The sequence below is a fragment of the Rhodococcus wratislaviensis genome, from assembly GCF_900455735.1.
Lineage (GTDB): Bacteria > Actinomycetota > Actinomycetes > Mycobacteriales > Mycobacteriaceae > Rhodococcus_F > Rhodococcus_F wratislaviensis.
The window spans coordinates 699,647-719,511 of the sequence record NZ_UAUI01000001.1 but is presented as its reverse complement, the minus strand read 5'-3'; the positions used below and the strand labels follow the sequence as shown (position 1 = coordinate 719,511).

Genomic DNA, 19,865 nt, shown 5'->3' with positions numbered 1-19,865 from the left:
GTCAATTTGCCTCCCTCGTGTAGTGATGAAAGTGAGCAACACATGTCCGTGAGCAAAGAATCCCTGTTCCTCAACGACCTGTACGCTTCGTGGCTTACCCGGTCCGAAGGAATGGACCTCGCCAGTCAGCGAGATATGTTCGAAGAGTGGCATCTTCCGACCATCGAACCCATCGACGTCACCTATGAGGAAGTGACAGCCAATGGTGTGCCGGCAACGTGGGCCAAGCCTTTGGGGGCCGCCGGGGACCGCGTGATTGTCTTCACCCACGGTGGTGGGTTCGTGACAGGTTCACGGTTCTCACACCGCAAGCTCGCAGCACACCTCGCTAAACTGGCGGGTGTTCACGCCCTGATCGTGGACTATCGGCTCGCGCCGGAGCATAAGCACCCGGCCCAACTCGAAGACTGTATGGCCGTCCACAAGTGGCTTCGCACGCAAGGTTACAAGGCGGAGTACACGGCGACTGTCGGCGACTCGGCGGGTGCCAATCTCGCGATCTCGACAGCGTTCGAACTCGCGAGCTTGGAACTGCCCACCCCTGCTGCCGTCGTCACGCTTTCGCCTTGGCTCGATATGGAGATCAAGGGGTTGACGGTCGAATCGAACGACGCGGTCGACGTACTGGCCAAGAGGGCGGTTCTGGAAATGATGCGGGAGATGTTCCTCTCCGAACCCGCAGATGCAACGGACCCGCGCGCGAACCCCCTCCTCAACGACTACACCGGCTTCCCTCCGGTGTACGTATCGGTCGGAGGCTTCGAGACGCTGCTGGACGACTCACGTCGGTTGGCCGAATTGATCGAGAAGGTGAGCGGCGAGGTTGTGCTCGACGTGGTCGATGAGCAACAGCATGTATTTCACTTCAACGCGGGACGGGCACCCGAGGCGGATCAAGCGGTGAGCCGGATTGCCCAGTGGCTGCGACCCAAGTTGGGCCTCGCCTGAAGTCTGCCCGCGCCGCGTGCGTATGAACGCGAAGGCTCTCGGCAGCAAGAGATGAACGTGCTCGTCGGCGGCGGCGGTCTGTCTGGCTCGCCGCCGACGAGTTCGTTCGCGTGCCGGTCGGGCACCAGTCGAACGATCGATCCGCAGTGAAAGATAGGGGAGATACACCCATGGATAGTCCAGTCCTCGTCCAACGCGACGGGTTCATCGAGACATGGACGATTAATCGACCCGCGCAGAGCAATCCTATTTCCGGGATGGAGGTAGTCGACGCATTGGTCGCCTGCGTCGAGGCCGTCAACGCCGACTACGGTGTGCGAGCTGTCATCGTCACCGGTGCCGGATCGACGTTTTCCGCCGGCGGAAACGTCAAGGACATGGCGAATCGTCGCGGATTGTTCGGGGGGAAGCCTCACGAACAACGGGATGGCTACAGAGCTGGGATACAACGGATTCCGCGGATCATGTACAACTGCGACGTGCCGCTCATCGCAGCAGTGAACGGCCCTGCAATCGGTGCCGGATGCGACCTCGCCCTCATGTGCGACCTCCGCATTGCCAGCGGAAAGGCATTCTTTGCAGAGAGCTTCGTCAAGCTCGGAATCATCCCGGGTGACGGTGGCGCGTGGCTGCTGCCCAAGGCCGTCGGGATGGCGCGGGCGGCAGAGATGATCTTGACGGGTGACCGTGTCGACGCGATCAAGGCACTCGAGTGGGGATTGGTCTCCAGTGTCGTTGCGCCGGAGAAGTTGCTCGACGAAGCTCGCGCGCTCGCCGGCCGGGTGGCCGCCAATCCGCCACACTCGGTACGGATGGCCAAGAGGCTCCTCCGCGAGGGACAGCACCAAAGCCTCGACAGTCTCCTCGAATTATCCGCTGCCATGCAGGCGCTGGTTCAGCAGACGACCGATCACACGGAGGCAGTCAATGCCTTCATGGAGAAGAGAACTGCCGCCTTCACCGGCGAGTGACGTGCCCGAGAAACCGAAGAACTCCGTGGATGCGAATTGGATGCTTCCACGGAGTTCTTCTTTCAGGTCTGCTCGCGAAACTGGTGCCCCTTCTGGTGGCGCCTGGGCACTTCAGCGGGTGATGAGGCCCCAGATATTCTCGCAACCTGCTTTGAGAGCGGCGGTAGTCAAAGTGTCGTCCCAGTAGTGGACGGATCCGAATTCTGAGCGCCACGCCAGGGCGGGATTGGTGAATTCGTGCAGCCTGTGCTCGCGGGTGGTGCCGATCGCACCGTGCACCTGGTGGGCGTTACGGACGACGACCGATGCCGCGTGTCCAGCACATGACCGGGCGACGGCAATGAGGAGTTCGAGGTTCTCATTCGACCACTGCGTGCGGACCGCTTCCGTCAGTGCTGCTTCGGTCGCTGTTCGGGCGAGGGAAGCTTCTGCTGCCATGTCAGCCACCAGGTTCTGAACGGCTTGAAATCTGGCCAGTGGGCGTCCGAATTGCACTCGCTCGGTGGTGTGGGCGACGGAGAGATCGAGGATGCGGTCGAGGGCGGCACACACCTGCAGCGCTCGGATGAGGGCGCCCCGCAGAAAGAGTTGTCGGATCGCCGAGTCCGACACTGGGGTGCCCGACAATGCGATCGTGTCGGCGGAAACGATGTCGCGGGGTTCGTCGGCGAGGTTGGACCCGGAGGTGATGTCGAAAAGTGTTGTCTCGAGGTCGGCGACGACGTACGTGTCGTTCTTCCGCCAGACCGTGACGATCTTGTCTGCCTGGGATGCCCACGGCACGCCGCGGGCGACGCCTTTCTCGTCTAGTACGCATGCGGTGAGGCGCGCTTTATCCATCGGTAGGCCGGCTTCTTCGAGGAGCCAACCGGCGAGCAGGTCGTGTTCGGCGAGAGGAATCCGGACCCCGTGTGATGCCGCGGCGCGGAAGAGTTCCGCGGCCTCGTACCAGCCTGCGCCGCTGCCGCCGGTCTCTTCGCGGCCGGTCAGCCGGACAAGACCCAGTTCGTCGAGTTGTGCCCACAGAGAGGGATCGCACGTGGCGATACCGTCCTCCGGCCCGTTCCGTTCCCGGTGATCGGAAAAGACCGCGGACATCATGTCGATGAGGTCCGCGTCGACCGTGGTTGGTGCGTGCATCAGCGCATCCCCAATCCCCGCGCGATCACGCCGCGCAGAACTTCGTTGGTGCCGCCACGGAGAGTAAATCCCGGGCGTTGGACGATGGCGTCCTCGAGCAATGAGGTGTACCGAGGAGGCGAAGATTCATCGGTGAGGAGGTCGGCGAAGTCGGCGATGTCGCCTTCGGTGGACGTCCCGAGGACCTTGACCACGGCTGCGGCGGTGTCGGCGGGTTCGTGGCGCTCGAGTGCGCCCGCCACTGCGGTCGACATCTGGTGCAGACCGGCGATCCGTGCGAGATACCGGCCCAGATTCGAATGCCGCGGTAAGGTTCCCTGCTTCATCTGTTCGGCGGTCTTCGCGAGTAGGACGAACGTCGACAGGAATCGCTCCGGGCCGCTGCGTTCGAAGCTGAGTTCCGAGGTGACCTGCTGCCACCCGTTGTCGATGGTGCCGAAGACCATCTCGTCCTCGACGAGGACCTCGTCGAGGAGGACCTCGTTGAAGTGGTGCTGCCTGTTCATCGACATGATCGGCCGGATGTCGACTCCGGGGGCGTGCAGATCGACGATGAACTGGCTGAGGCCATCGTGTCGATGTGCGGGATCGAGTTGGGCGGTGCGGGCAAGGCAGATGAACGCGTCAGCGCGATGAGCACCGGAGGTCCAGACCTTGGCTCCGGTGATAGACCACCCTCCGTCAACCCGGGTGGCCTTTGTGCGCACACTGGCCAAGTCGGACCCGGAATCCGGTTCGCTCATACCGATACCGAAGTAGCATTCTCCGCGCGTGATCGCCGGCAAGAACTTGTGCTTCTGGACCTCGGTGCCGTACTTCAGCAGCGACGGGACGATCTGCCGGTCGGCGATCCAGTGGGCGGCGACGGGGGCGCCGGCGGCGAGCAACTCTTCGGTGACGACGAACCGTTCGAGGTGGCGGCGACCGTGGCCGCCGTACTCGGCCGGCACGGTCATGCCGAGCCATCCGCGGGCGGCTAATGCACGTGTGAAGTCTTCGTCCCAGCCAGTCAACCAGGAGTCGACCTGTCGGCGGATCTTGCCTTCACTGAGCTGCTCGGCAAGAAACCCACGGACTTCGGTCCGTAAGTCGTCCATGGCGTGTGGATCACTGGAGACCGGGGGCACCAGTCTGAGCTTGGTCATGATGTTTCTTCCGTTCAGGAGGAGGTGGCCTGAGGCGACGTCGCCGTGACGACGGATGCATCGGCCAGCGCATGGACGCGGTCGGCGGAGTAACCGAGATCTTCGAGGATCGTGAAGGTGTCCTCACCGAGCAGGGGAGCGTGTCGGCTGAACGAAATCGGTGTGCGCGACATCGCGAACGGAGTGCGGGTGGCGTAATACTCGCCTTCGGTGGGATGTTCACGCTTGGTGATCAATCCCTGGTCCAGGACGTAGGCGTTCTCGTGTGCGTGGGCGAGATCGAGTAGGTCGGACGCGGGAATTCCCTGTGTCTGACACAAGTCCAACCATTCCCGCGTGGTCCGGCTCGGGACGGCCTCACGGATCGCCGAGAGAAGTTCGCCCATGTGGGTGTGGCGGTCGTTCACCGAGGCGTAGCGGGGGTTGTTCACCAGATCGGCGCGGCCGGCGATGATGAAGAAGTCGTTCCAGTTCTTCGCCGAGTACGGCATGATGCAGATCCAGCCGTCGGCCGTCTGGTGCGGGACTCGTTCCGGTGTCAGCACGCGCGCCCATCCGAAGTTCTCTTCCACGGGGACGAAGGTGTGGCCACCGAAGTGCTCGACGAGATTGAAGCCGATCATCGCGTCGACCATCGGCACGTCGACCTCCTGGCCGAGGCCGGTGCGCTTCTTCTCCATCGCGGCGGCGAGGACGGCGATGACGATGTAGAGCCCGACGACCTTGTCGGCGATGACGTATGGGGCATAACGAGGTTCTCCGTCGATGAGTTCCGCTAGTTTCGCGGCGCCGGACGCGGCCTGCACGATGTCGTCGTAGGCGGGGTAGTCCCGGAAGGCGGTCTCGGAGCCGTACGCCTGTGCGGTGCAGAGGATCAGTCCCGGATTGTTCTCCGAGAGTCGCTCGTAGGTGATGCCCAACTTCTGCCGGGAGCGCGGCCGTAGATTCGTCACCAACACATCCGCGTTGCGCACCAGATCGTCGAGGATCTCGCGGCCCTCCACGGAGGCGAGGTCGATCGCGATGCTGCGCTTGTTGCGCTGAAGGTTGAGTGTCAGAGCGCTCATACCTTCATGGCGGCGGGCACCTATATCTCGGCTCATGTCACCGTCGAGGCTCTCGACCTTGATGACGTCTGCGCCCATGTCGGCGAGGGTTGCGGTGGCGAAGGGGCCCATGATCACGGTCGTCAGATCGATGACGCGCAGACCATGAAGAGCGCCGGGTGTGAGTTCCACTGAAACCTCTTTCGCTGCGTCAGAAAGCACTTCAAGGACTATGTCAGCCTGAGCAGTTTTCCGCAATAAGGGAGCGAATTACAGATATAAGTAAGATAGAGTGGTGGTGACCGCTCGGATGGAGCAGTGCCTGTAGGGAGAATGTGCCGTGATGCAATCAGATGACACCCTCAATGTTCGAGGCCGCAGTCGCCATCGAACCGTGGACCGCATTGCTGCGATACTCGAGCTCGTAGCCCGATCCCGCACCGGACTCACCTTGAGTGGGATGGCCAAAGAGCTCGACGCGCCGATTAGTTCGACGCAAGGTCTCGTCAACGGCCTCGTTGCGACGGGTTATCTCGAGGAGCACGAGCGACGGTACTCGCTCGGCAGTGCCCCGTATCTACTCAACCGCCTCGCCGGACGGCAGCCAGTCTCGACGGTCACGCACGCCGACCTCGAAGACGTCCACGCGAGTTCCGGCTTGACGACCGTGCTGTCGATCGCCGTCGGTCCGAACATCTTCTACGTCGACTACTGCTCTTCCGACCCAAAGTTCGCGTACCTCGCCGAGAATTACGTGAGGCGATCGCTCATCCGTACCTCCGGCGGCTGGATACTGCTTGCCGGGATGGAGAAGCGGGACCTCTGGGCGTACATCCAAACTCTGCCCGACGAGGATCGCGACACTGTCGAGCGGTTCTTCGCTGCCCTACCGGAGATCGAACAGACCGGAATCTGCGCCTCCCCCAACGAGTCGACCGACGGCGACGGTGTCTCGGTCGCGGTTCGTGAGAACGGCAAGACCGTCGCCGCCGTCGGAGTCATCGCACCACACACCGTGATCACGAAGGAGCGCGACAGGCTGGTCGCCCTCTTGGAGCAAGGTGCCCGGAGTTGGTCCGATCGCAGCGTACGACCGTAATGCAGCCGACCCGGGACACCGTGGTCAGCCGGCGAACTGCTTGCCGAGGAATTCGACGACGGCACCGTGCAGTTCAGCGCTGCGCGGAATGGCGCCGGTCATCCAGTACACGGCATGGACAAGGCCTTCATACAGTTCGACCTGCACGGGGACGCCCTGGTCGGCCATCCTCCGGCCGTAGTCCACGCCCTCGTCCCGAGTGACCTCGTATTCGTTGAGCAACAGCAGGGTGGAGGGAAGCCCCGCCAGATCCGCGGCCTTGGCCGGGGAGGCGTAGGGATTCTCGGCGTCTTCCGGGGTGGCCAGGTACTGCTCCCAGAACCAGTCGATGGCTGCCGTGGTGACCAAGTACCCCTCGGCGTTCTCCTCGCGCGACGGGAATCGTGCCGTGCCGTCGATCACCGGATAGATCAATACCTGAGCGCGCAGTACCGGGGCGCCGGTGTCGCGTGCCCGGAGGGCTGTGACCGCGGCCAGATTGCCTCCGGCGCTGTCACCCATCACGGCTACGCGCGTGCCGTCGCCACCGAAGTCGGCTGCGTGCTCGACCACCCAGTTCAGTGCCGCGAACGCATCTTCGGGTGCGGCAGGAAACTTGTGCTCGGGAGCCAGCCGGTAACTCAGTGCAGCCACGATGACTTTCGCATCGGCGGCGAGCGCGCGACATGGCTGCTCGGTGACGTCGAGGCTGCCGGCGACCCAGCCACCGCCGTGGATGTACACCACGATCGGCAGAGGTGTTTCGGACTCCGGGATGTAGAGACGCACTGCCTGGTCGCCACCGGGGCCGGGGTAGACCGTGTCGACGACACGAGCGACGACCGCGTTCGGTGCCTGGAGGTCGCTGAAGGACTCGACGACCCCACGGACTTCAGCAATGCTCATCTGCTCGAACGACTTCAGTCCCTGCTCGTTCAAAGTGTCTATCAAATTCTTGACCGCAGGATCGAGTGCCATGGTGTTCTCCTTCATGTCATGAGCAAGTCTGTTCAGCCGACAGGTGGAGCCACCCTATGGGTGCGTTCGGCGCGGGGAGTGTCCGAAAATCACACACGCATCCGCGCCCCCGGCGTCACGGGCGTGTGTTTCACAATCGGACACGCCGACGCCCTGCGGTTCTAGTTTGATTCGGAGTGATCAACAGACGGCTGGAATTTCAGCGTCGCCGACAGAGAGGAACGGCAGTGAACGCGATTGCAGCGATCGAAGGAAGCGGTGACCATCGGATCCTGGTGTTGCACGGCTGGGCGCTGGACAGCAGCGTATGGCTCACCGCCCGCGCCCGGACGGATCAGTCCCGCTTCACCTACGCGTACCTCGACTTTCCGGGATACGGGGTCAACCGTCCCGAAGCACCGGCCGACGGAATCGACGGGATGGCCGCGGTCGCCCTCGACGCCGCCGATCAGCTCGGATGGTCGACCTTTTCCGTTCTCGGACATTCGATGGGGGGCACCACAGCGCTTCGGGTGGCGACCCTCGCACCTGAACGCGTGACCTCGGTCGTCGCACTGACGCCCGTCTCCCCGGCAGGTACCCGTCTCGACGAAGCGGCCTACGGTTCCTTTGCCGGGGCCTGGGCAGACCCGGGTGCAGCCATCCGTGGCGCACTGGCACCATACATCGACGAGACAGATCTGAAGAACCTCGTCGACCGCAACCGCTCGACGATGGACCAGGCAACCTGGGAGTCCTACCTGAAGAACTGGACCAGTCCCGACTTCCTCGATCGGATTGGCACCTACGAAGGGCCTGCCACCCTGATCGTGGGTGAGAGCGACCCGTTCGTCACCGCCGAATATCTCGGGGACACGTTGGCGGCCTTGAAGAACGGGTACCTGAAGACCGTCAAGGGCAAAGCCGGGCACTACCCCATGGTGGAGAACGCTCCGGAGACGGTGGCATTGGCGGAGCAATCTCTGTACTGATCTGACCGGGACGCAATCCGGGTTCCGAGCATGCCACGTTCGAATTACGAATCCAGGGAGGATTCTCACCATGTTGAATCACGTTGTGACGTTCAAATGGAAGCAGGACATCAGTGATGAGCACATTCAGTCCTTCCACGAAGCTCTGAGCGCAGTCTCGGAGAATGTTCCGGAGGTCGTGGAATACCGTTACGGAAGGGATCTTGCCCTCAAGCCCGGCAGCGGCGACTACGCAATCTCCGCGACCTTCGAAGACGTCCCCGACTTTCGCACATACCTGGCACATCCCGATCATGTGCGCCTCGTCCAGGAATTCATTTCGGTGATGGCCGAATCGTATTCGTCTGTTCAGATCGAATTCGCCTCGCGATAGACGCGACGGGACCGTCGTTCGTCGAACGACGGTCCGGTCGACAGTGTCGCTCGTTTCCGAAAGTTGTGATCCAGTGGTGTATGTCGAACATACCGGGCAGGCCCCGTCACGTGGTGCCCTGAGTCGTCCCGTCTCGGTGCGTGACGACGCGGCTGCGTGGGTGGAGGCGTGGCCGGATGCCCGAATACTTCGCGTGAACGGTCGCGGTCAAGTCCGGCTTGTCGACAGACAACTGATGCTGGAACCGGCCGCCGATCTCTACTCCGAGCCTCCCGCGCGCGCCGTGTTGCTCGGCGTCTGTGGCACGGTCCACGAGTGGGCGGTGCGGGACGAGTTCCTCGCTGACGATTTTTCTGCGGGAACCGAGGTCGAGGTCGGTGACCTGCGCTCACACGGAGCACTCCTCGATGCTGCTGACGCCGACCGGTATGTCACAGCGTTGGCATTGCTGACGTGGCAGGGCGACGCCCATTTCTGCGCGCGGGATGGGGCGCCGTCAACGATCACCTCGGGTGGGTGGATGCGCGTGTGCACGGCGTGCGGCCGGGAGGAATATCCGCGTACCGATCCGGCGATCATTTGTCTGGTGCACGACGGGGAAGACCGAGTACTGCTGGCGCGGCAGGCGAACTGGCCGGCACGGAACTTCTCGACGCTGGCGGGCTTCGTCGAGGCGGGTGAGTCCCTGGAAAGCTGTGTGGCACGGGAAGTTGCGGAGGAGGTCGGTCTCGTCGTCTCCGATGTGGTCTACGTCGGAAGTCAGCCCTGGCCCTTCCCACGCTCCCTCATGCTCGGATTCCATGCCACGGCCGACCCTCGAGACGAGCTCGTCTTCATGGATGGCGAGATCGGCGAGGCTCTCTGGTGCACCCGCGCGGAGGTGCGGGAGGCTCTCGCTGCCGGGGATTGGACGAGCTCGGCGGATGCGCGCGTGTTGTTGCCCGGCGCAGTCTCGATTGCGAGGCGCATGCTCGAGGCCTGGGCACGAGCCGGTGATTGACGCTCTGTCTCGATCGGCACGGTCCCGTCATCGCCTGGCACTACTGCGGAAGGAACCGGCTTCCGTCGATTCCCAGGGCGCGCATTTTGCGGTAGAGGGTGGAGCGAGCTACCCCCAGGCGTTGCGCAGCCAGTAGTTTGTTGCCGTCGGTCTCGACGAGTGCCCTGAGCAACGCGTCACGCTCCGCCAATTCGAGTGACGTCGAGGCATTTCGGCGGCGTAGATCACCGTCGCGGTATCCGTCGGGCAGATGCTGCACTCCGATGTCGGAGCCCATCGACCGCAGGAGCGATGACGCCAGAACCGATTCGAGCTCTCTGACGTTTCCCGGCCAGTCCCGCGCGACCAGCAGTTGCAATGCAGTGGGTTGCAGTCGCAGGCCGTTGCGGTCCGGGGAGTGTTTACGTAGTAAGGCGACACTGATGTCGGCGATGTCTTCGGACCGAAGTCGCAGTGGATCGATCTCTATGCGGCGCATGAAGTGATCGCACAGTCGTCCGGCGGGGCCTTGACGGACCCCTTCGCCGGCGGTGGCAATGATGTGAGCGCGATTGTCGACGGCCTCGCTGAGGATCGCGCAGACGTTGGAGACCAGTTGTTCCGGCAGGAGATCGAGATGCCGGATGATGAGGGCTCCGTCGACCTTGTTCCAATTGACCAGTCCGGCAATCCACGCGTCGGGGTCGACGGAGGCGGTACCAGCGTCGAACACGGTGAAATGACCGTCGGCATCCTGCATCCGGTGGAGGGCGCTCGCGGCGAAGAACTTGCCGGCGCCGGGTTCTCCGGTGACGAGCACAGGTGCGTCGATCGCGGCGAGTCGCTCGAGTTCGGTTTGCAGTCGTTTCGTCGACAAACTGCGGCCGGGAATCTTGACAGTCTCCGTGCGTCTTTCGACGGGGGAGGCCGACGCCAATTGACGGGCGGACGACTTCTTCGTATCGCGGGGATGCGGCCGCATCTCGATGACGATGCCTGCCGGCGTTCGGGCGTCTCCGACTCTACGTGCAGTTGCGGAAACCGTGACGTTGTCGGCGAGCCTGACTTCCCCGATGAACTCGTCTCGGCCGGCCAGCATTCGGCATGCCCAATCCCACAGGAGCGCCTGGTCGGACGTGTCGATGATCTGTGCGGCCATCGGAGTGGTCATGATGACATCTTGATTCAAGGACACCACTGCAGAGGAGCCGCGTCGAGAGGCCTGCAGGAAGGCCTGGAGAAGCAGTTGCTCGCGATCGGAGGACTCGGCGTAGAGGCGTGACTGAATTTCGCGAACGGCTGATTGCGCCAGGGCGCCCATCAGCGCGTTGGAGTCCGACAGGTTGGAGGTGATGTCGAGTATCCCCTCCACGGTGCGGGTGATCGGATGGACGATAGGAACACCGACGCACGCCAGGCTCTGCAGCGCCTCACGGAAGTGCTCACCACCGCTGACTTGGAACGGTCGTCGCTCCTCCAACGCGGTGCCGATCCCGTTGGTGCCGGTGTCCTCCTCGGCATAGCGGAAACCGGGTGCCACGTAGGCGCGGTCCAAACGCGCTCGCAACCCTGCGTCACCCGCCCTGCGGTCGACGATCTGAGCGGCGGAATCGGCCAGCAGGATGGTTGCGGGGGCGTCCTGCAGGTGTAGGACGAGGTTGTCGATCACGGGATCGGCGGCTCTCCTCAACCGGCTGTCACGATCGACGTCCGGCGTGTAGGGAAGGTCGCCATCGCCGGACGAGACGCCGATAACTTCACACCGCCGCCATGACGCCTCGATCTCGGGTCGGAGGGTGCTCAACTCCTGGCTCTCTCGTGATGGCGCTGATGTCCAGAATCGTTCACGTTCGTTCAATGGCTCGCGGCCCGCCTTGTCGATACTCATAGCCACCTTACATCACTGGTCAGGGGGTTTTCCGAGCTGACCCTCCTTGCAATGTAACCTGGCTCACATCTGTGGGTGTGTCCCGTTTTGCTACAGTCCGCTCGTTGTATCGGACCTGGTGGGGATGACTGCAACGTTGTGGTCGCTACCATCGGAGACTGTGCTCGCCTGGTCTGTCGATGTGGGCTGACCTGTGTTTTCCCGATGCTGTCGTCTGATGTCGGCTTTGTCGATCTTGCCCATTGCAGTCTTGGGGATCTCATCGACTCTCACGAAACGATCGGGCAGCCAGAACCGGGGGAGTGTTGTCGCCAGGAACGTCCGGAGCTCCTCGTCGGTCACGTCGGCGTCCAGCCGGAGCCACGCGAGGGGGCGTTCCTGCCATGTGTCGTCCGGTATGGCGATGACGGCGGCTTCCGAGACAGCAGGATGAAGCATGAGCGCATTCTCGAGGTCTACCGAGGAGATCCACTCCCCACCGCTCTTGACGAGGTCCTTTTCGCGGTCCTTGATCTGCAGGCCGGCATCTGGGTGAACGGTCGCCACATCGCCGGTGCGCAGCCAGCCGTCTCGAAAGCTGTCCGGCGTTCGTGGATCGTCCAGGTATTCCCGGGCGACCCACGGCGAACGTACTTCCAGTTCGCCGACGGTCTGACCATCCCAGTGTTGCGGTGAGCCGGATTCGTCCACGACGCGGAGCTCGAACAACGGCAGTGGCCTGCCCTGCATCGAGCCGCCGGGGGAGAAGGTGCCCATCGGAGATGTCTCGGTCATTCCCCATCCATTTACGACGCGGGCGCCTTGCTCAGCCCACCACCGCGCCAGAGCGACCGGCGGCACCTGCCCTCCGAGCCACATCGTCTTCAGCTCCGAGAGATCGTAGCCACAGTTTCGGCGAAGGTGCTCGTCGCGCATGAGGGCGGCGACCGTTGGCGAGCCGACGAAGGTGTCGGGCCGTTCGCCGTGGATCAAGTCCAGGAACCGCTCGGGTGTGGGGTGCGGTCCGGGAAGCACCAGGCGTGCGCCCTGGAGCGCCGCCGCGTAGGGGACACCCCAGCCGTTGACGTGCGACATTTGGGTGGCGAGCAGGTAGGCCCGCTCCGCGTCGATCTCGACTCCGCCCTTGGTGCTGATCGCCATGGCGTGGAGCACGATGCTCCGGTGGCTGTAGACCACGCCCTTGGGCGACCCGGTCGTGCCCGAGGTGAAGCAGATCGACGCCGCAGTGTTTTCGTCGATCTCCTGGAAGGACCCGTGGGTGGATGCGCGTGAAACGAACTGGTCATAGGGAATGACCTGGTCGAAGTCATCGATCGCACCGGGGTCGCCCACAACGATGAGGTGGCGAACCGTGGGAATCCGGCCACGCATCGCCTCTACCGACGGGAGGAGATCCTCGTCGACGATCAGAACCTCATCTGAAACATGGTTGATCGTATAGGCCATGTGTTCGACTGGCATGCGGTGATTTACCGTGTGCAGGACGGCCCCGAGCGCTGGAACCGCGAAGTATGCCGCCAGGTGCTGACGGGTATTCCACGCCATGGTTGCGACTCGGGACCCGCGTTTCACGCCGATCGATGCGAGCGCACCGGCCAGATCCCTCACGTCGGAGACCAGGTCCCGGTACGTGAAACTGCGAACCCCGTCCGAAGTCCAGGCCGTGTTGATCCGAGCGCCATTCACGTTCTCGGCGCGCCACAGCAGCCTCGCCACCGACAATTGACTACTCATCATGAGCCCATCCACCGGTCCTACCGCCTTTCATCAGATTGCTCCAAGTCGGGTCCTCGATGGATGCCAACTCTGCGACCACGTAATAGGCCGATCCTGTACCTCCCGTCGGGCACAAGGTGTCCTATAACGAGTCATCGCTCGCCCCAACGTGGTGTTGCATTTTCGGACATTCGCTTGATCACTCAGCCGACAACAGTGGTAGAAACGCGGGTTTGAAATGCCGAGCCCGAAACGACTCCGAATCTAAAGGGGCACAACCATGACCGAATACACGCTGCGAACCATTGTCGACGGTTACTCGTACCTCGAGGGCCCCCGCTGGCATGACGGACGTCTATGGTTTGCGGACTTCTACACCCACACCGTGAATGCCGTGAACGCCGACGGCAGCATCGAACTTGTCGCGACGGTCCCGCACCAACCCTCTGGGCTCGGCTGGCTACCGGACGGGCGGCTGCTGATCGTGTCGATGAAGGACCGCAAGGTGCTGCGTCAAGAGTCGGACGGCACACTCGTCGAGCATGCCGACATCCGCGACCTATGCGGTGGCCACGCCAACGACATGGTCGTGGACGCCCAGGGAAGGGCCTACGTGGGCAACTTCGGATTCGACCTCATGGGTGGGGCGCCACACGAGCACACCACTGTCGTCCTCGTCGACACCGACGGAAGCGCCTCCATCGTCGCCGACGGACTGTCATTCCCCAACGGCATGGTCATCACTCCCGATGGTTCAACCCTGCTGGTCAACGAATTGTTCGGCAATCGGATCTCGGCATTCGACATCCACCCGGACGGCACGCTCGGCGAGCGAATCGAATGGGTCGGCTACGGAGACCTCGGTGCCGAGCCCGACGTCGGCACACGACTCGAGGCCGCCACGATCGTGCCCGACGGTCTGACCCTCGACGCCGAAGGCGCCGTGTGGATTGCCGATGCCGCGAACAACCGAGCGGTGCGGATAGTCAAGGGCGGCGAAATCCTCGACGAGGTCAGCACCGCACCCGACGGGGTGTTCGCCGTTGCGCTCGGCGGCGACGACGGACGCACCCTGTTCTTGTGCGTCGCACCGAATTTCGACGAGACCGAACGCACCGCAACCCGTCTGGGGCGCATGCTCGCCACCGAAGTGGACGTACCACACGCCGGCCGCCCCTGACCCTCCGGATCCCGCTGTGGAACCCTCTCCCGCAGCGGGTCCGGCGTTGATCTCACATTTCAACTGACCAAGGAGCCCCGGGGTGTTCACTACCTCCTTCACACGGATCTTCGACGTGGAGCATCCCGTCGTCTGTGGCGGCATGACTGCGGTCGGCACTGCCGACCTCATCGCCGCCGTCGCAAACGCGGGTGCTCTCGGATTCCTCTCCGCTCTCTCCCAGCCGACACCCGAAGCCTTGGCCGAGGAGATCGCAAGGTGTCGGTCCATGACCGACCGACCCTTCGGTGTCAACCTGACGATCCTGCCAACCCTCAAACCTGTTCCCTACGAGGACTACCGCGCTGCCATCATCGACTCCGGCGTGGGCGTCGTCGAAACGGCAGGTAGCAACCCCGCTCCCCATCTGCACGCCTTCGCCGCCGCCGGCATCAAGGTAATCCACAAGGCCGTCTCCGTGCGCCACGCGCTGAAGGCGGAGAAGCTTGGAGTCGACGCGGTCAGCGTCGACGGGTTCGAATGTGCCGGCCATCCCGGAAACGACGACGTTCCCGGTCTCGTCCTGATCCCTGCCGCCACGCGCAAACTGTCGATCCCCGTCATCGCCAGCGGCGGATTCGCCGATGGTGCCGGCCTGGCGGCGGCTCTGGCATTGGGGGCCAGCGCTATCAACATGGGAACCAGATTCGTCGCAAGCACAGAGGCGACGGTCCACGAGAACGTCAAACGCCAGATCACCGTCAACGACGAACGATCCACGCAACTGGTGTTTCGAGAGTTCAACAACACCGCCCGCGTCGCCCGCAACTCCATCTCGGAGAGAATTTCCGAGATCTCCGCGCTTCCGAACGCAACATTCGACGACGTCGCCGATCTGGCCTCCGGGGTGCGCGGTCGCCAGAAGGTTCTGGCCGGCGGTGACGTGGATGCCGGCTTGTGGTGGGCCGGGCAATCACAGGGACTGATCGACGAGATCCTCACCTGCGAGGAGATCGTGACCGGCACGGTCAACCAAGCCCATGATCTGATCGTGAACAGACTTCCCCAACTTGCGGGTGCCGTCCGATGATCCGCACCGTGGATGTCGAGTACGAGACGATCGCCCTCGAGCTGCGCGACGGCGTGCTCATCGTGACGCTGAATCGACCGGAGTTGCTCAACGCCTTCACCATCACCATGGCTGATGAGCTCGAGCACCTCTTCGGGGCCGTCAATGACGACGACGACGTCAACGCCGTGGTAGTGACCGGCTCGGGCCGTGCGTTTTGTGCCGGTATGGATCTCACGACCGACGGCAACGTGTTCGGCCTCGACGAGACATTGGAGCCGACCCTCCACGATATGGGTGACTTGCAGGACCCGGTCATTGTCCGCGGCGTCCGCGACACCGGCGGTCGGGTCACACTTGCGGTGTTCGACTGCCTCAAACCCGTGATCGCCGCCGTAAACGGCCCCGCCGTGGGCATCGGAGCCACCCTGACCTTGTCCATGGACGCCCGACTCGCCTCCACAGCAGCACGATTCGGGTTTGTCTTCGGCCGCCTCGGGATCACACCCGAAGCAGCCTCGACCTGGTTCCTGACGAGGATCGTCGGACTCGATACCGCACTCGACCTCGTGTACTCCGCTGACATCCTCGACGCGGCCGACGCGGCCGAGATCGGCCTGGTTCGCTCGGTCCACTCGCCGGACGACCTTCTCGATGCCGCGCTTGCACTGGCACATCGCTTCACTCGCGATCGGTCGCGTGTCGCGACCGCCCTGACCCGGCAGATGATGTACCGCAACGCGCTTCTCGATCACCCCGCCGAGGCACACCGCATCGATTCACTCGCCATGTTCTACACCAGTATCGGAGATGGAAAAGAAGGTGTCCAAGCATTCCGAGAGAAGAGGAAGCCCCAGTTCAACGGACGCGTATCCACCGACCTTCCTGACTTCTACACCGACTGGATAGAGCGGTAGCGCCGCTGAGACATAGGCTGTGATGCCGCTCGCGGAATACGGGAGCACCTTTCATCGTCACTGCTACCGGCCAACGAAATCCGAGCAGTGTCGACGAGCCCACTAGTGGCCGATCAGCTGTGATCGGGGCAGTGCCACAGCGCCGCTGGCCTCGCGAACCCGGCGCTTCTCTCTTACGGTCGAGGCTGGTTCGGGGGCGCCCGCCGAGGAGATCATCGCCACCCCGTCGCGACCGGCCAACTGAACGACGGCCGCGCAGGTGGAAGAGAAGTGCACCGTCACCGCCTTCTTTGTGCGATGCGACGCACCTCTCAGTTCTGGGGTGGGGGACCTCAGCCACGAGCTGTTCGAACAGAGGAATTTCGCGATGACCGGGCCATGAGACCGCTGGCCAGGCCCTCCCCGTGTTGTGGGTCCCAGATCTTTGGTGACGCGAGCATCACGCCAAGCGCGGGTCAACCGGTACTCGTTCATATAGCCCTGCCGAATTGGACTTGGACGCAGTGGGCGATCACGTCGTCACCATTGGCATTGGCAGCGTCAATCGGCGTCAACTCAGCGCCCACGTGGGCAATCGCGTACTGATCGATGAATGCTCGGGCGACTTCGATCCGAGTAACGAGATCGGCGCGGGGCAACCCACTGTGCTGAAACTGACCGATCGACTGCCAAAATCTCTGCGGTTCTTGCAGTACTCAACGATTTCGTCGAGGATTTGCGCTGCGTGGGCGAGGTCGCTGAGCCTTTCATATCGGCTTCGATTGCGAACAGTGTGATGCCGGGGGACTTCTTTTGTGGGCGGTGCGTGCGGCAACTACCACCAGGTCGGCGGAGTAGCCGTTGGTGATGAATGCCTTGGCTCCGTGAAGGATCCATCCTTCCCGTCCTTGGCCGCGGTCGTCTTCAACGAAGCCTGATGATCCACCCGAGTCTCGGTCATGCCGGTCGCAGCGAACATCTCGCCACTGCATAACCTCGGGAGCCAGCGCTGTTTCTGCTCCTCACTGGTGAGGTGGACAAGGTACGGTGCCACGAGGTCGGCGTGGATGCCGGCACAGGAGCTGAGTTCCATTCTCTACGTGCAGAGTTGGGCAGGAGTGTGGGGATTCGCTACAGGCACTGTTCCGGTCGAAGACCGGTTGCTGTAGTCGCAGGGTGGATGCCCTCTGATGAATTGGCCGTTCGCCACGCGAGGCGTGCGTGCACGTGTGCCCGGTGCGTTCCGCGTGTCCGGTGGATCGATATCGGACAGTCCCGGGTTCTCGAACGGCCCTAGCGTATGTGATGTCGGTCATACGAACGGGCCGGTCTGGCACACATCGATCTGCTCCTCGGCGCGGGTCCCAGGCATTTCACTCAAGGAGGCAGCATGGCCACGATATCGATCGATCCGAGGGAGCTCGACGAGACGAACGGCGTCTTGGACGTTCTCGTCGTCGGAGGCGGCTTCGCGGGTCTGTATCAACTCGATCAACTTCGTTCACGCGGATTTTCGGTGAAGGTCGTCGAAGCCGGTGACTCGCTTGGGGGCATCTGGTACTGGAATTGCTACCCGGGTGCTCGAACCGACAGCACTGGGCAGATCTATCAGTACTCACGCGAGGACCTGTGGAAGGACTGGAGTTACGATGAGCTCTACCCGTCGTGGTCCGGTGTGCGCGATTATTTCGCCTACGTCGACGGCAAGCTCGATCTGTCTCGAGACATCATCTTCAGTACCCGGGTGACGTCTGCGGACTTCGACGGCGAGCGGAACCAATGGACAGTGCGCACCGATACCGGCCGGACGCTTCGTGCCAGGTCTGTGGTGATCTGCACTGGATTCGGCGCCAAGCCGTACATTCCCAACATCAAAGGGCTCAACAGCTTCGCCGGTGAATCTCACCACACCGCTCTGTGGCCCCAAGAAGGTCTGGACATGGCCGGCAAACGCGTGGGGATCATCGGCACCGGGTCGAGCGGCGTTCAGGTCACCCAAGAGGCCGCCGCAGATGCCGAACAGATCACCATCTTCCAGCGGACGCCCAACCTTGCGCTGCCGATGCGGCAGCAACAGTTGACAGGCCAGCTCAAGGAGAAGCTGAAGGAGCACCTTCCCGAGCGATTTGCCCAGCGCCGGAGGTCGTTTGCCGGATTCGATATGGACTTCATCCAGAAGAGCGTGTTCGAAGTCTCGGACGAAGAGCGAGCTGACACCTACGAACAGATGTGGGCTACCGGCGGTTTCGAGCTATGGCTCGCCAACTATCAAGATATTTTGCTCGATGAACACGCGAACCGCACCATGTACGATTTCTGGCGCAACAAGGTCCATCAGCGCGTCACCGACCCGGTCAAGGCCGAGAAGCTTGCCCCGAAGGATCCGCCCCATCCGTTCGGGACGAAGCGACCCTCGCTGGAGCAGAACTTCTATGATGTGGTGAACCAGGAGAACGTCGACATCGTCGACGTCAACGAGGATCCGATCGAGCGGATCTCCCCGACGGGGGTCCAGACCAGGTCCGGTCTACGCGAGTTCGACATCCTGGTGTTCGCGACAGGTTTCGACGCGAACCGCGGTGGCATCACGTCGATCGATATCCGAGGAACCAATGATCAACTCCTGAGCCACAAGTGGTCCGAGCGGCTCGATACCTTCATGGGACTCGCCACTGCAGGATTCCCCAACCTGATGTTCGTGTACGGCCCGCAGAGCCCTGCCGGATTCTGCAACGGGCCCACTTGTGCGGAGGTGCAAGGAGAGATCGTTGTCGATTTCCTGACCCACGTTCGCGACGGCGGATACCAGCGGTTCGAGACCAGCGAGGACGCAGAGCAATCATGGACGGCGCACGTGGAGGAAGTCTTCCACATGTCGCTCTTTCCGCGGGCCAAGTCTTGGTATCACGGGGCAAACATTCCCGGTAAGCCGAGCCAGATGCTCAACTACTCTGGCGGCCTTCCTTCCTACTTCGACCACTGGGAGGAAAACGTCGCGGCCGGGTACAAGGCATTCACACTGTCCTGATCACGCGCGCGAACGGCGGACAGGTCGACCAACAGCGGATCTCGCGGAAATCGTCAGGCGCAGGGTCCGGCGGCCCTCACATCTTGCCAATGAGTTCCGATGATGGCGGTCGTCGCGCTATCCGACCTGTTCGTCCTCGACGCGCGCGAGCCGCCGGCCTGACGACCGTCCGGCGGCCGCTCGTCGACAATGCCCCCAAAGCGGTGCAACTGCTGCTAGAGCTTGTGTATGCCGAGCTCGAGCGCCGCGTTTTGTCGGCGGAGAACCAGGCGCCGACCGGGGATGCGATGAAGGCGTCCAAGCGCGGCCGCCTCGGGTTGCGACTGTCGCAAAGCAGGGACAGACAGCGCCGGCGGCCACAGCTGCCCGGTCGTCCATGGAAATCTCAACCGTACGATCACACGATGTGGTGGGCGACAACCGGTAGTACGTGACTCCGGACGAATGCCTCGCGTCCCGGCAACCCTCTGGTTTGCCGGG

General features: G+C 62.8%; 17 protein-coding genes. 10 read left to right on the top strand and 7 right to left on the bottom strand.

Translation table 11 applies throughout. The annotated features are described in order from the left end of the window. The first annotated feature begins 42 nt into the window (after nt 1–42). Nucleotides 43–948: an alpha/beta hydrolase gene (locus tag DTA22_RS03290; RefSeq protein WP_112298466.1), complete on the top strand. Its 906-nt coding sequence runs from the start codon at nt 43–45 to the stop codon at nt 946–948. 170 nt (nt 949–1,118) lie between these two features. Next, a complete protein-coding gene (locus DTA22_RS03285) occupies nt 1,119–1,919 on the top strand; it encodes a crotonase/enoyl-CoA hydratase family protein (RefSeq protein WP_112298465.1) in 801 nt (266 codons plus the stop codon). A 111-nt stretch (nt 1,920–2,030) separates the two neighbouring features. Here DTA22_RS03285 and DTA22_RS03280 read toward each other — a convergent pair whose 3' ends face one another. Genes DTA22_RS03280 through DTA22_RS03270 form a run of 3 tightly spaced genes read right to left on the bottom strand, consistent with a single transcriptional unit; the run spans nt 2,031 to nt 5,442 of the window. Then, complete coding sequence (locus tag DTA22_RS03280; protein WP_112298464.1) at nt 2,031–3,059, bottom strand: acyl-CoA dehydrogenase family protein; 1,029 nt, start codon at nt 3,057–3,059, stop codon at nt 2,031–2,033. Then, entirely contained in the window at nt 3,059–4,204 is a 1,146-nt protein-coding gene (locus DTA22_RS03275; protein ID WP_112298463.1) for an acyl-CoA dehydrogenase family protein, read from the bottom strand. The genes DTA22_RS03280 and DTA22_RS03275 overlap by 1 nt, the downstream gene beginning before the upstream one ends. A 14-nt stretch (nt 4,205–4,218) precedes the next feature. Further along, nucleotides 4,219–5,442, bottom strand: a complete 1,224-nt coding sequence (locus DTA22_RS03270) for a CaiB/BaiF CoA transferase family protein (RefSeq protein ID WP_112298462.1) — start codon at nt 5,440–5,442, stop codon at nt 4,219–4,221. A gap of 151 nt (nt 5,443–5,593) precedes the next feature. On the opposite strand from DTA22_RS03270, the gene DTA22_RS03265 reads away from it, so the two are divergent. Continuing rightward, complete coding sequence (locus DTA22_RS03265; RefSeq protein ID WP_112298461.1) at nt 5,594–6,349, top strand: IclR family transcriptional regulator; 756 nt, start codon at nt 5,594–5,596, stop codon at nt 6,347–6,349. A 24-nt stretch (nt 6,350–6,373) separates the two neighbouring features. On the opposite strand, the gene DTA22_RS03260 is transcribed toward DTA22_RS03265, so the two are convergent. Beyond that, nucleotides 6,374–7,306 carry an alpha/beta hydrolase gene (locus tag DTA22_RS03260; RefSeq protein WP_112298865.1) on the bottom strand — a complete coding sequence of 311 codons (933 nt, stop codon included), beginning with the start codon at nt 7,304–7,306 and terminating at the stop codon, nt 6,374–6,376. 227 nt (nt 7,307–7,533) lie between these two features. Between DTA22_RS03260 and DTA22_RS03255 the strand changes: the two genes are divergently transcribed. The 3 genes from DTA22_RS03255 (at nt 7,534) to nudC (ending at nt 9,650) form a co-directional block, all read left to right on the top strand. Continuing rightward, the gene (locus DTA22_RS03255) at nt 7,534–8,277 is read left to right on the top strand and encodes an alpha/beta fold hydrolase (protein ID WP_112298460.1); all 744 of its coding nucleotides are present in this window, start codon (nt 7,534–7,536) and stop codon (nt 8,275–8,277) included. An 85-nt stretch (nt 8,278–8,362) separates the two neighbouring features. Then, the gene (locus tag DTA22_RS03250) at nt 8,363–8,650 is read left to right on the top strand and encodes a Dabb family protein (protein ID WP_245973494.1); all 288 of its coding nucleotides are present in this window, start codon (nt 8,363–8,365) and stop codon (nt 8,648–8,650) included. A 73-nt stretch (nt 8,651–8,723) separates the two neighbouring features. Further along, nucleotides 8,724–9,650, top strand: a complete 927-nt coding sequence (nudC, locus tag DTA22_RS03245) for an NAD(+) diphosphatase (protein WP_112298458.1) — start codon at nt 8,724–8,726, stop codon at nt 9,648–9,650. 40 nt (nt 9,651–9,690) lie between these two features. Here nudC and DTA22_RS03240 read toward each other — a convergent pair whose 3' ends face one another. Together DTA22_RS03240 and DTA22_RS03235 are read right to left on the bottom strand one after the other, a co-directional pair. Next, a complete protein-coding gene (locus DTA22_RS03240) occupies nt 9,691–11,517 on the bottom strand; it encodes a sigma-54-dependent Fis family transcriptional regulator (protein WP_342770015.1) in 1,827 nt (608 codons plus the stop codon). Between the two features lie 90 nt (nt 11,518–11,607). Continuing rightward, entirely contained in the window at nt 11,608–13,254 is a 1,647-nt protein-coding gene (locus tag DTA22_RS03235; protein ID WP_112298456.1) for a long-chain fatty acid--CoA ligase, read from the bottom strand. A gap of 259 nt (nt 13,255–13,513) precedes the next feature. Here DTA22_RS03235 and DTA22_RS03230 point away from each other — a divergent pair, with 259 nt between their 5' ends. From DTA22_RS03230 to DTA22_RS03220, 3 genes are all read left to right on the top strand, one after another. After that, nucleotides 13,514–14,413 carry an SMP-30/gluconolactonase/LRE family protein gene (locus DTA22_RS03230; RefSeq protein ID WP_037227188.1) on the top strand — a complete coding sequence of 300 codons (900 nt, stop codon included), beginning with the start codon at nt 13,514–13,516 and terminating at the stop codon, nt 14,411–14,413. A gap of 82 nt (nt 14,414–14,495) precedes the next feature. Then, nucleotides 14,496–15,482 carry an NAD(P)H-dependent flavin oxidoreductase gene (locus tag DTA22_RS03225; RefSeq protein WP_037227186.1) on the top strand — a complete coding sequence of 329 codons (987 nt, stop codon included), beginning with the start codon at nt 14,496–14,498 and terminating at the stop codon, nt 15,480–15,482. After that, on the top strand, nt 15,479–16,378 hold the full coding sequence (locus tag DTA22_RS03220; RefSeq protein ID WP_112298455.1) for a crotonase/enoyl-CoA hydratase family protein: 900 nt from the start codon (nt 15,479–15,481) through the stop codon (nt 16,376–16,378). Before DTA22_RS03225 ends, DTA22_RS03220 begins: the two co-directional genes overlap by 4 nt. An 814-nt stretch (nt 16,379–17,192) precedes the next feature. On the opposite strand, the gene DTA22_RS36185 is transcribed toward DTA22_RS03220, so the two are convergent. Then, on the bottom strand, nt 17,193–17,450 hold the full coding sequence (locus DTA22_RS36185; RefSeq protein ID WP_052032854.1) for an acyl-CoA dehydrogenase family protein: 258 nt from the start codon (nt 17,448–17,450) through the stop codon (nt 17,193–17,195). 297 nt (nt 17,451–17,747) lie between these two features. Here DTA22_RS36185 and DTA22_RS03210 point away from each other — a divergent pair, with 297 nt between their 5' ends. Continuing rightward, nucleotides 17,748–19,385: a flavin-containing monooxygenase gene (locus DTA22_RS03210; protein WP_037227184.1), complete on the top strand. Its 1,638-nt coding sequence runs from the start codon at nt 17,748–17,750 to the stop codon at nt 19,383–19,385. The last annotated feature ends 480 nt before the right edge of the window (nt 19,386–19,865 follow it).

Excerpts from the sequence above, each read along its gene's own strand:
- DTA22_RS03290 (WP_112298466.1), top strand. The coding sequence starts at position 43 with ATGTCCGTGAGCAAAGAATCCCTGTTCCTCAACGACCTGTACGCTTCG.
- DTA22_RS03285 (WP_112298465.1), top strand. The coding sequence starts at position 1,119 with ATGGATAGTCCAGTCCTCGTCCAACGCGACGGGTTCATCGAGACATGG.
- DTA22_RS03280 (WP_112298464.1), bottom strand. The coding sequence starts at position 3,059 with ATGCACGCACCAACCACGGTCGACGCGGACCTCATCGACATGATGTCC.
- DTA22_RS03275 (WP_112298463.1), bottom strand. The coding sequence starts at position 4,204 with ATGACCAAGCTCAGACTGGTGCCCCCGGTCTCCAGTGATCCACACGCC.
- DTA22_RS03265 (WP_112298461.1), top strand. The coding sequence starts at position 5,594 with ATGCAATCAGATGACACCCTCAATGTTCGAGGCCGCAGTCGCCATCGA.
- DTA22_RS03260 (WP_112298865.1), bottom strand. The coding sequence starts at position 7,306 with ATGGCACTCGATCCTGCGGTCAAGAATTTGATAGACACTTTGAACGAG.
- DTA22_RS03240 (WP_342770015.1), bottom strand. The coding sequence starts at position 11,517 with ATGAGTATCGACAAGGCGGGCCGCGAGCCATTGAACGAACGTGAACGA.
- DTA22_RS03235 (WP_112298456.1), bottom strand. The coding sequence starts at position 13,254 with ATGATGAGTAGTCAATTGTCGGTGGCGAGGCTGCTGTGGCGCGCCGAG.
- DTA22_RS03230 (WP_037227188.1), top strand. The coding sequence starts at position 13,514 with ATGACCGAATACACGCTGCGAACCATTGTCGACGGTTACTCGTACCTC.
- DTA22_RS03220 (WP_112298455.1), top strand. The coding sequence starts at position 15,479 with ATGATCCGCACCGTGGATGTCGAGTACGAGACGATCGCCCTCGAGCTG.
- DTA22_RS36185 (WP_052032854.1), bottom strand. The coding sequence starts at position 17,450 with ATGGAACTCAGCTCCTGTGCCGGCATCCACGCCGACCTCGTGGCACCG.
- DTA22_RS03210 (WP_037227184.1), top strand. The coding sequence starts at position 17,748 with ATGGCCACGATATCGATCGATCCGAGGGAGCTCGACGAGACGAACGGC.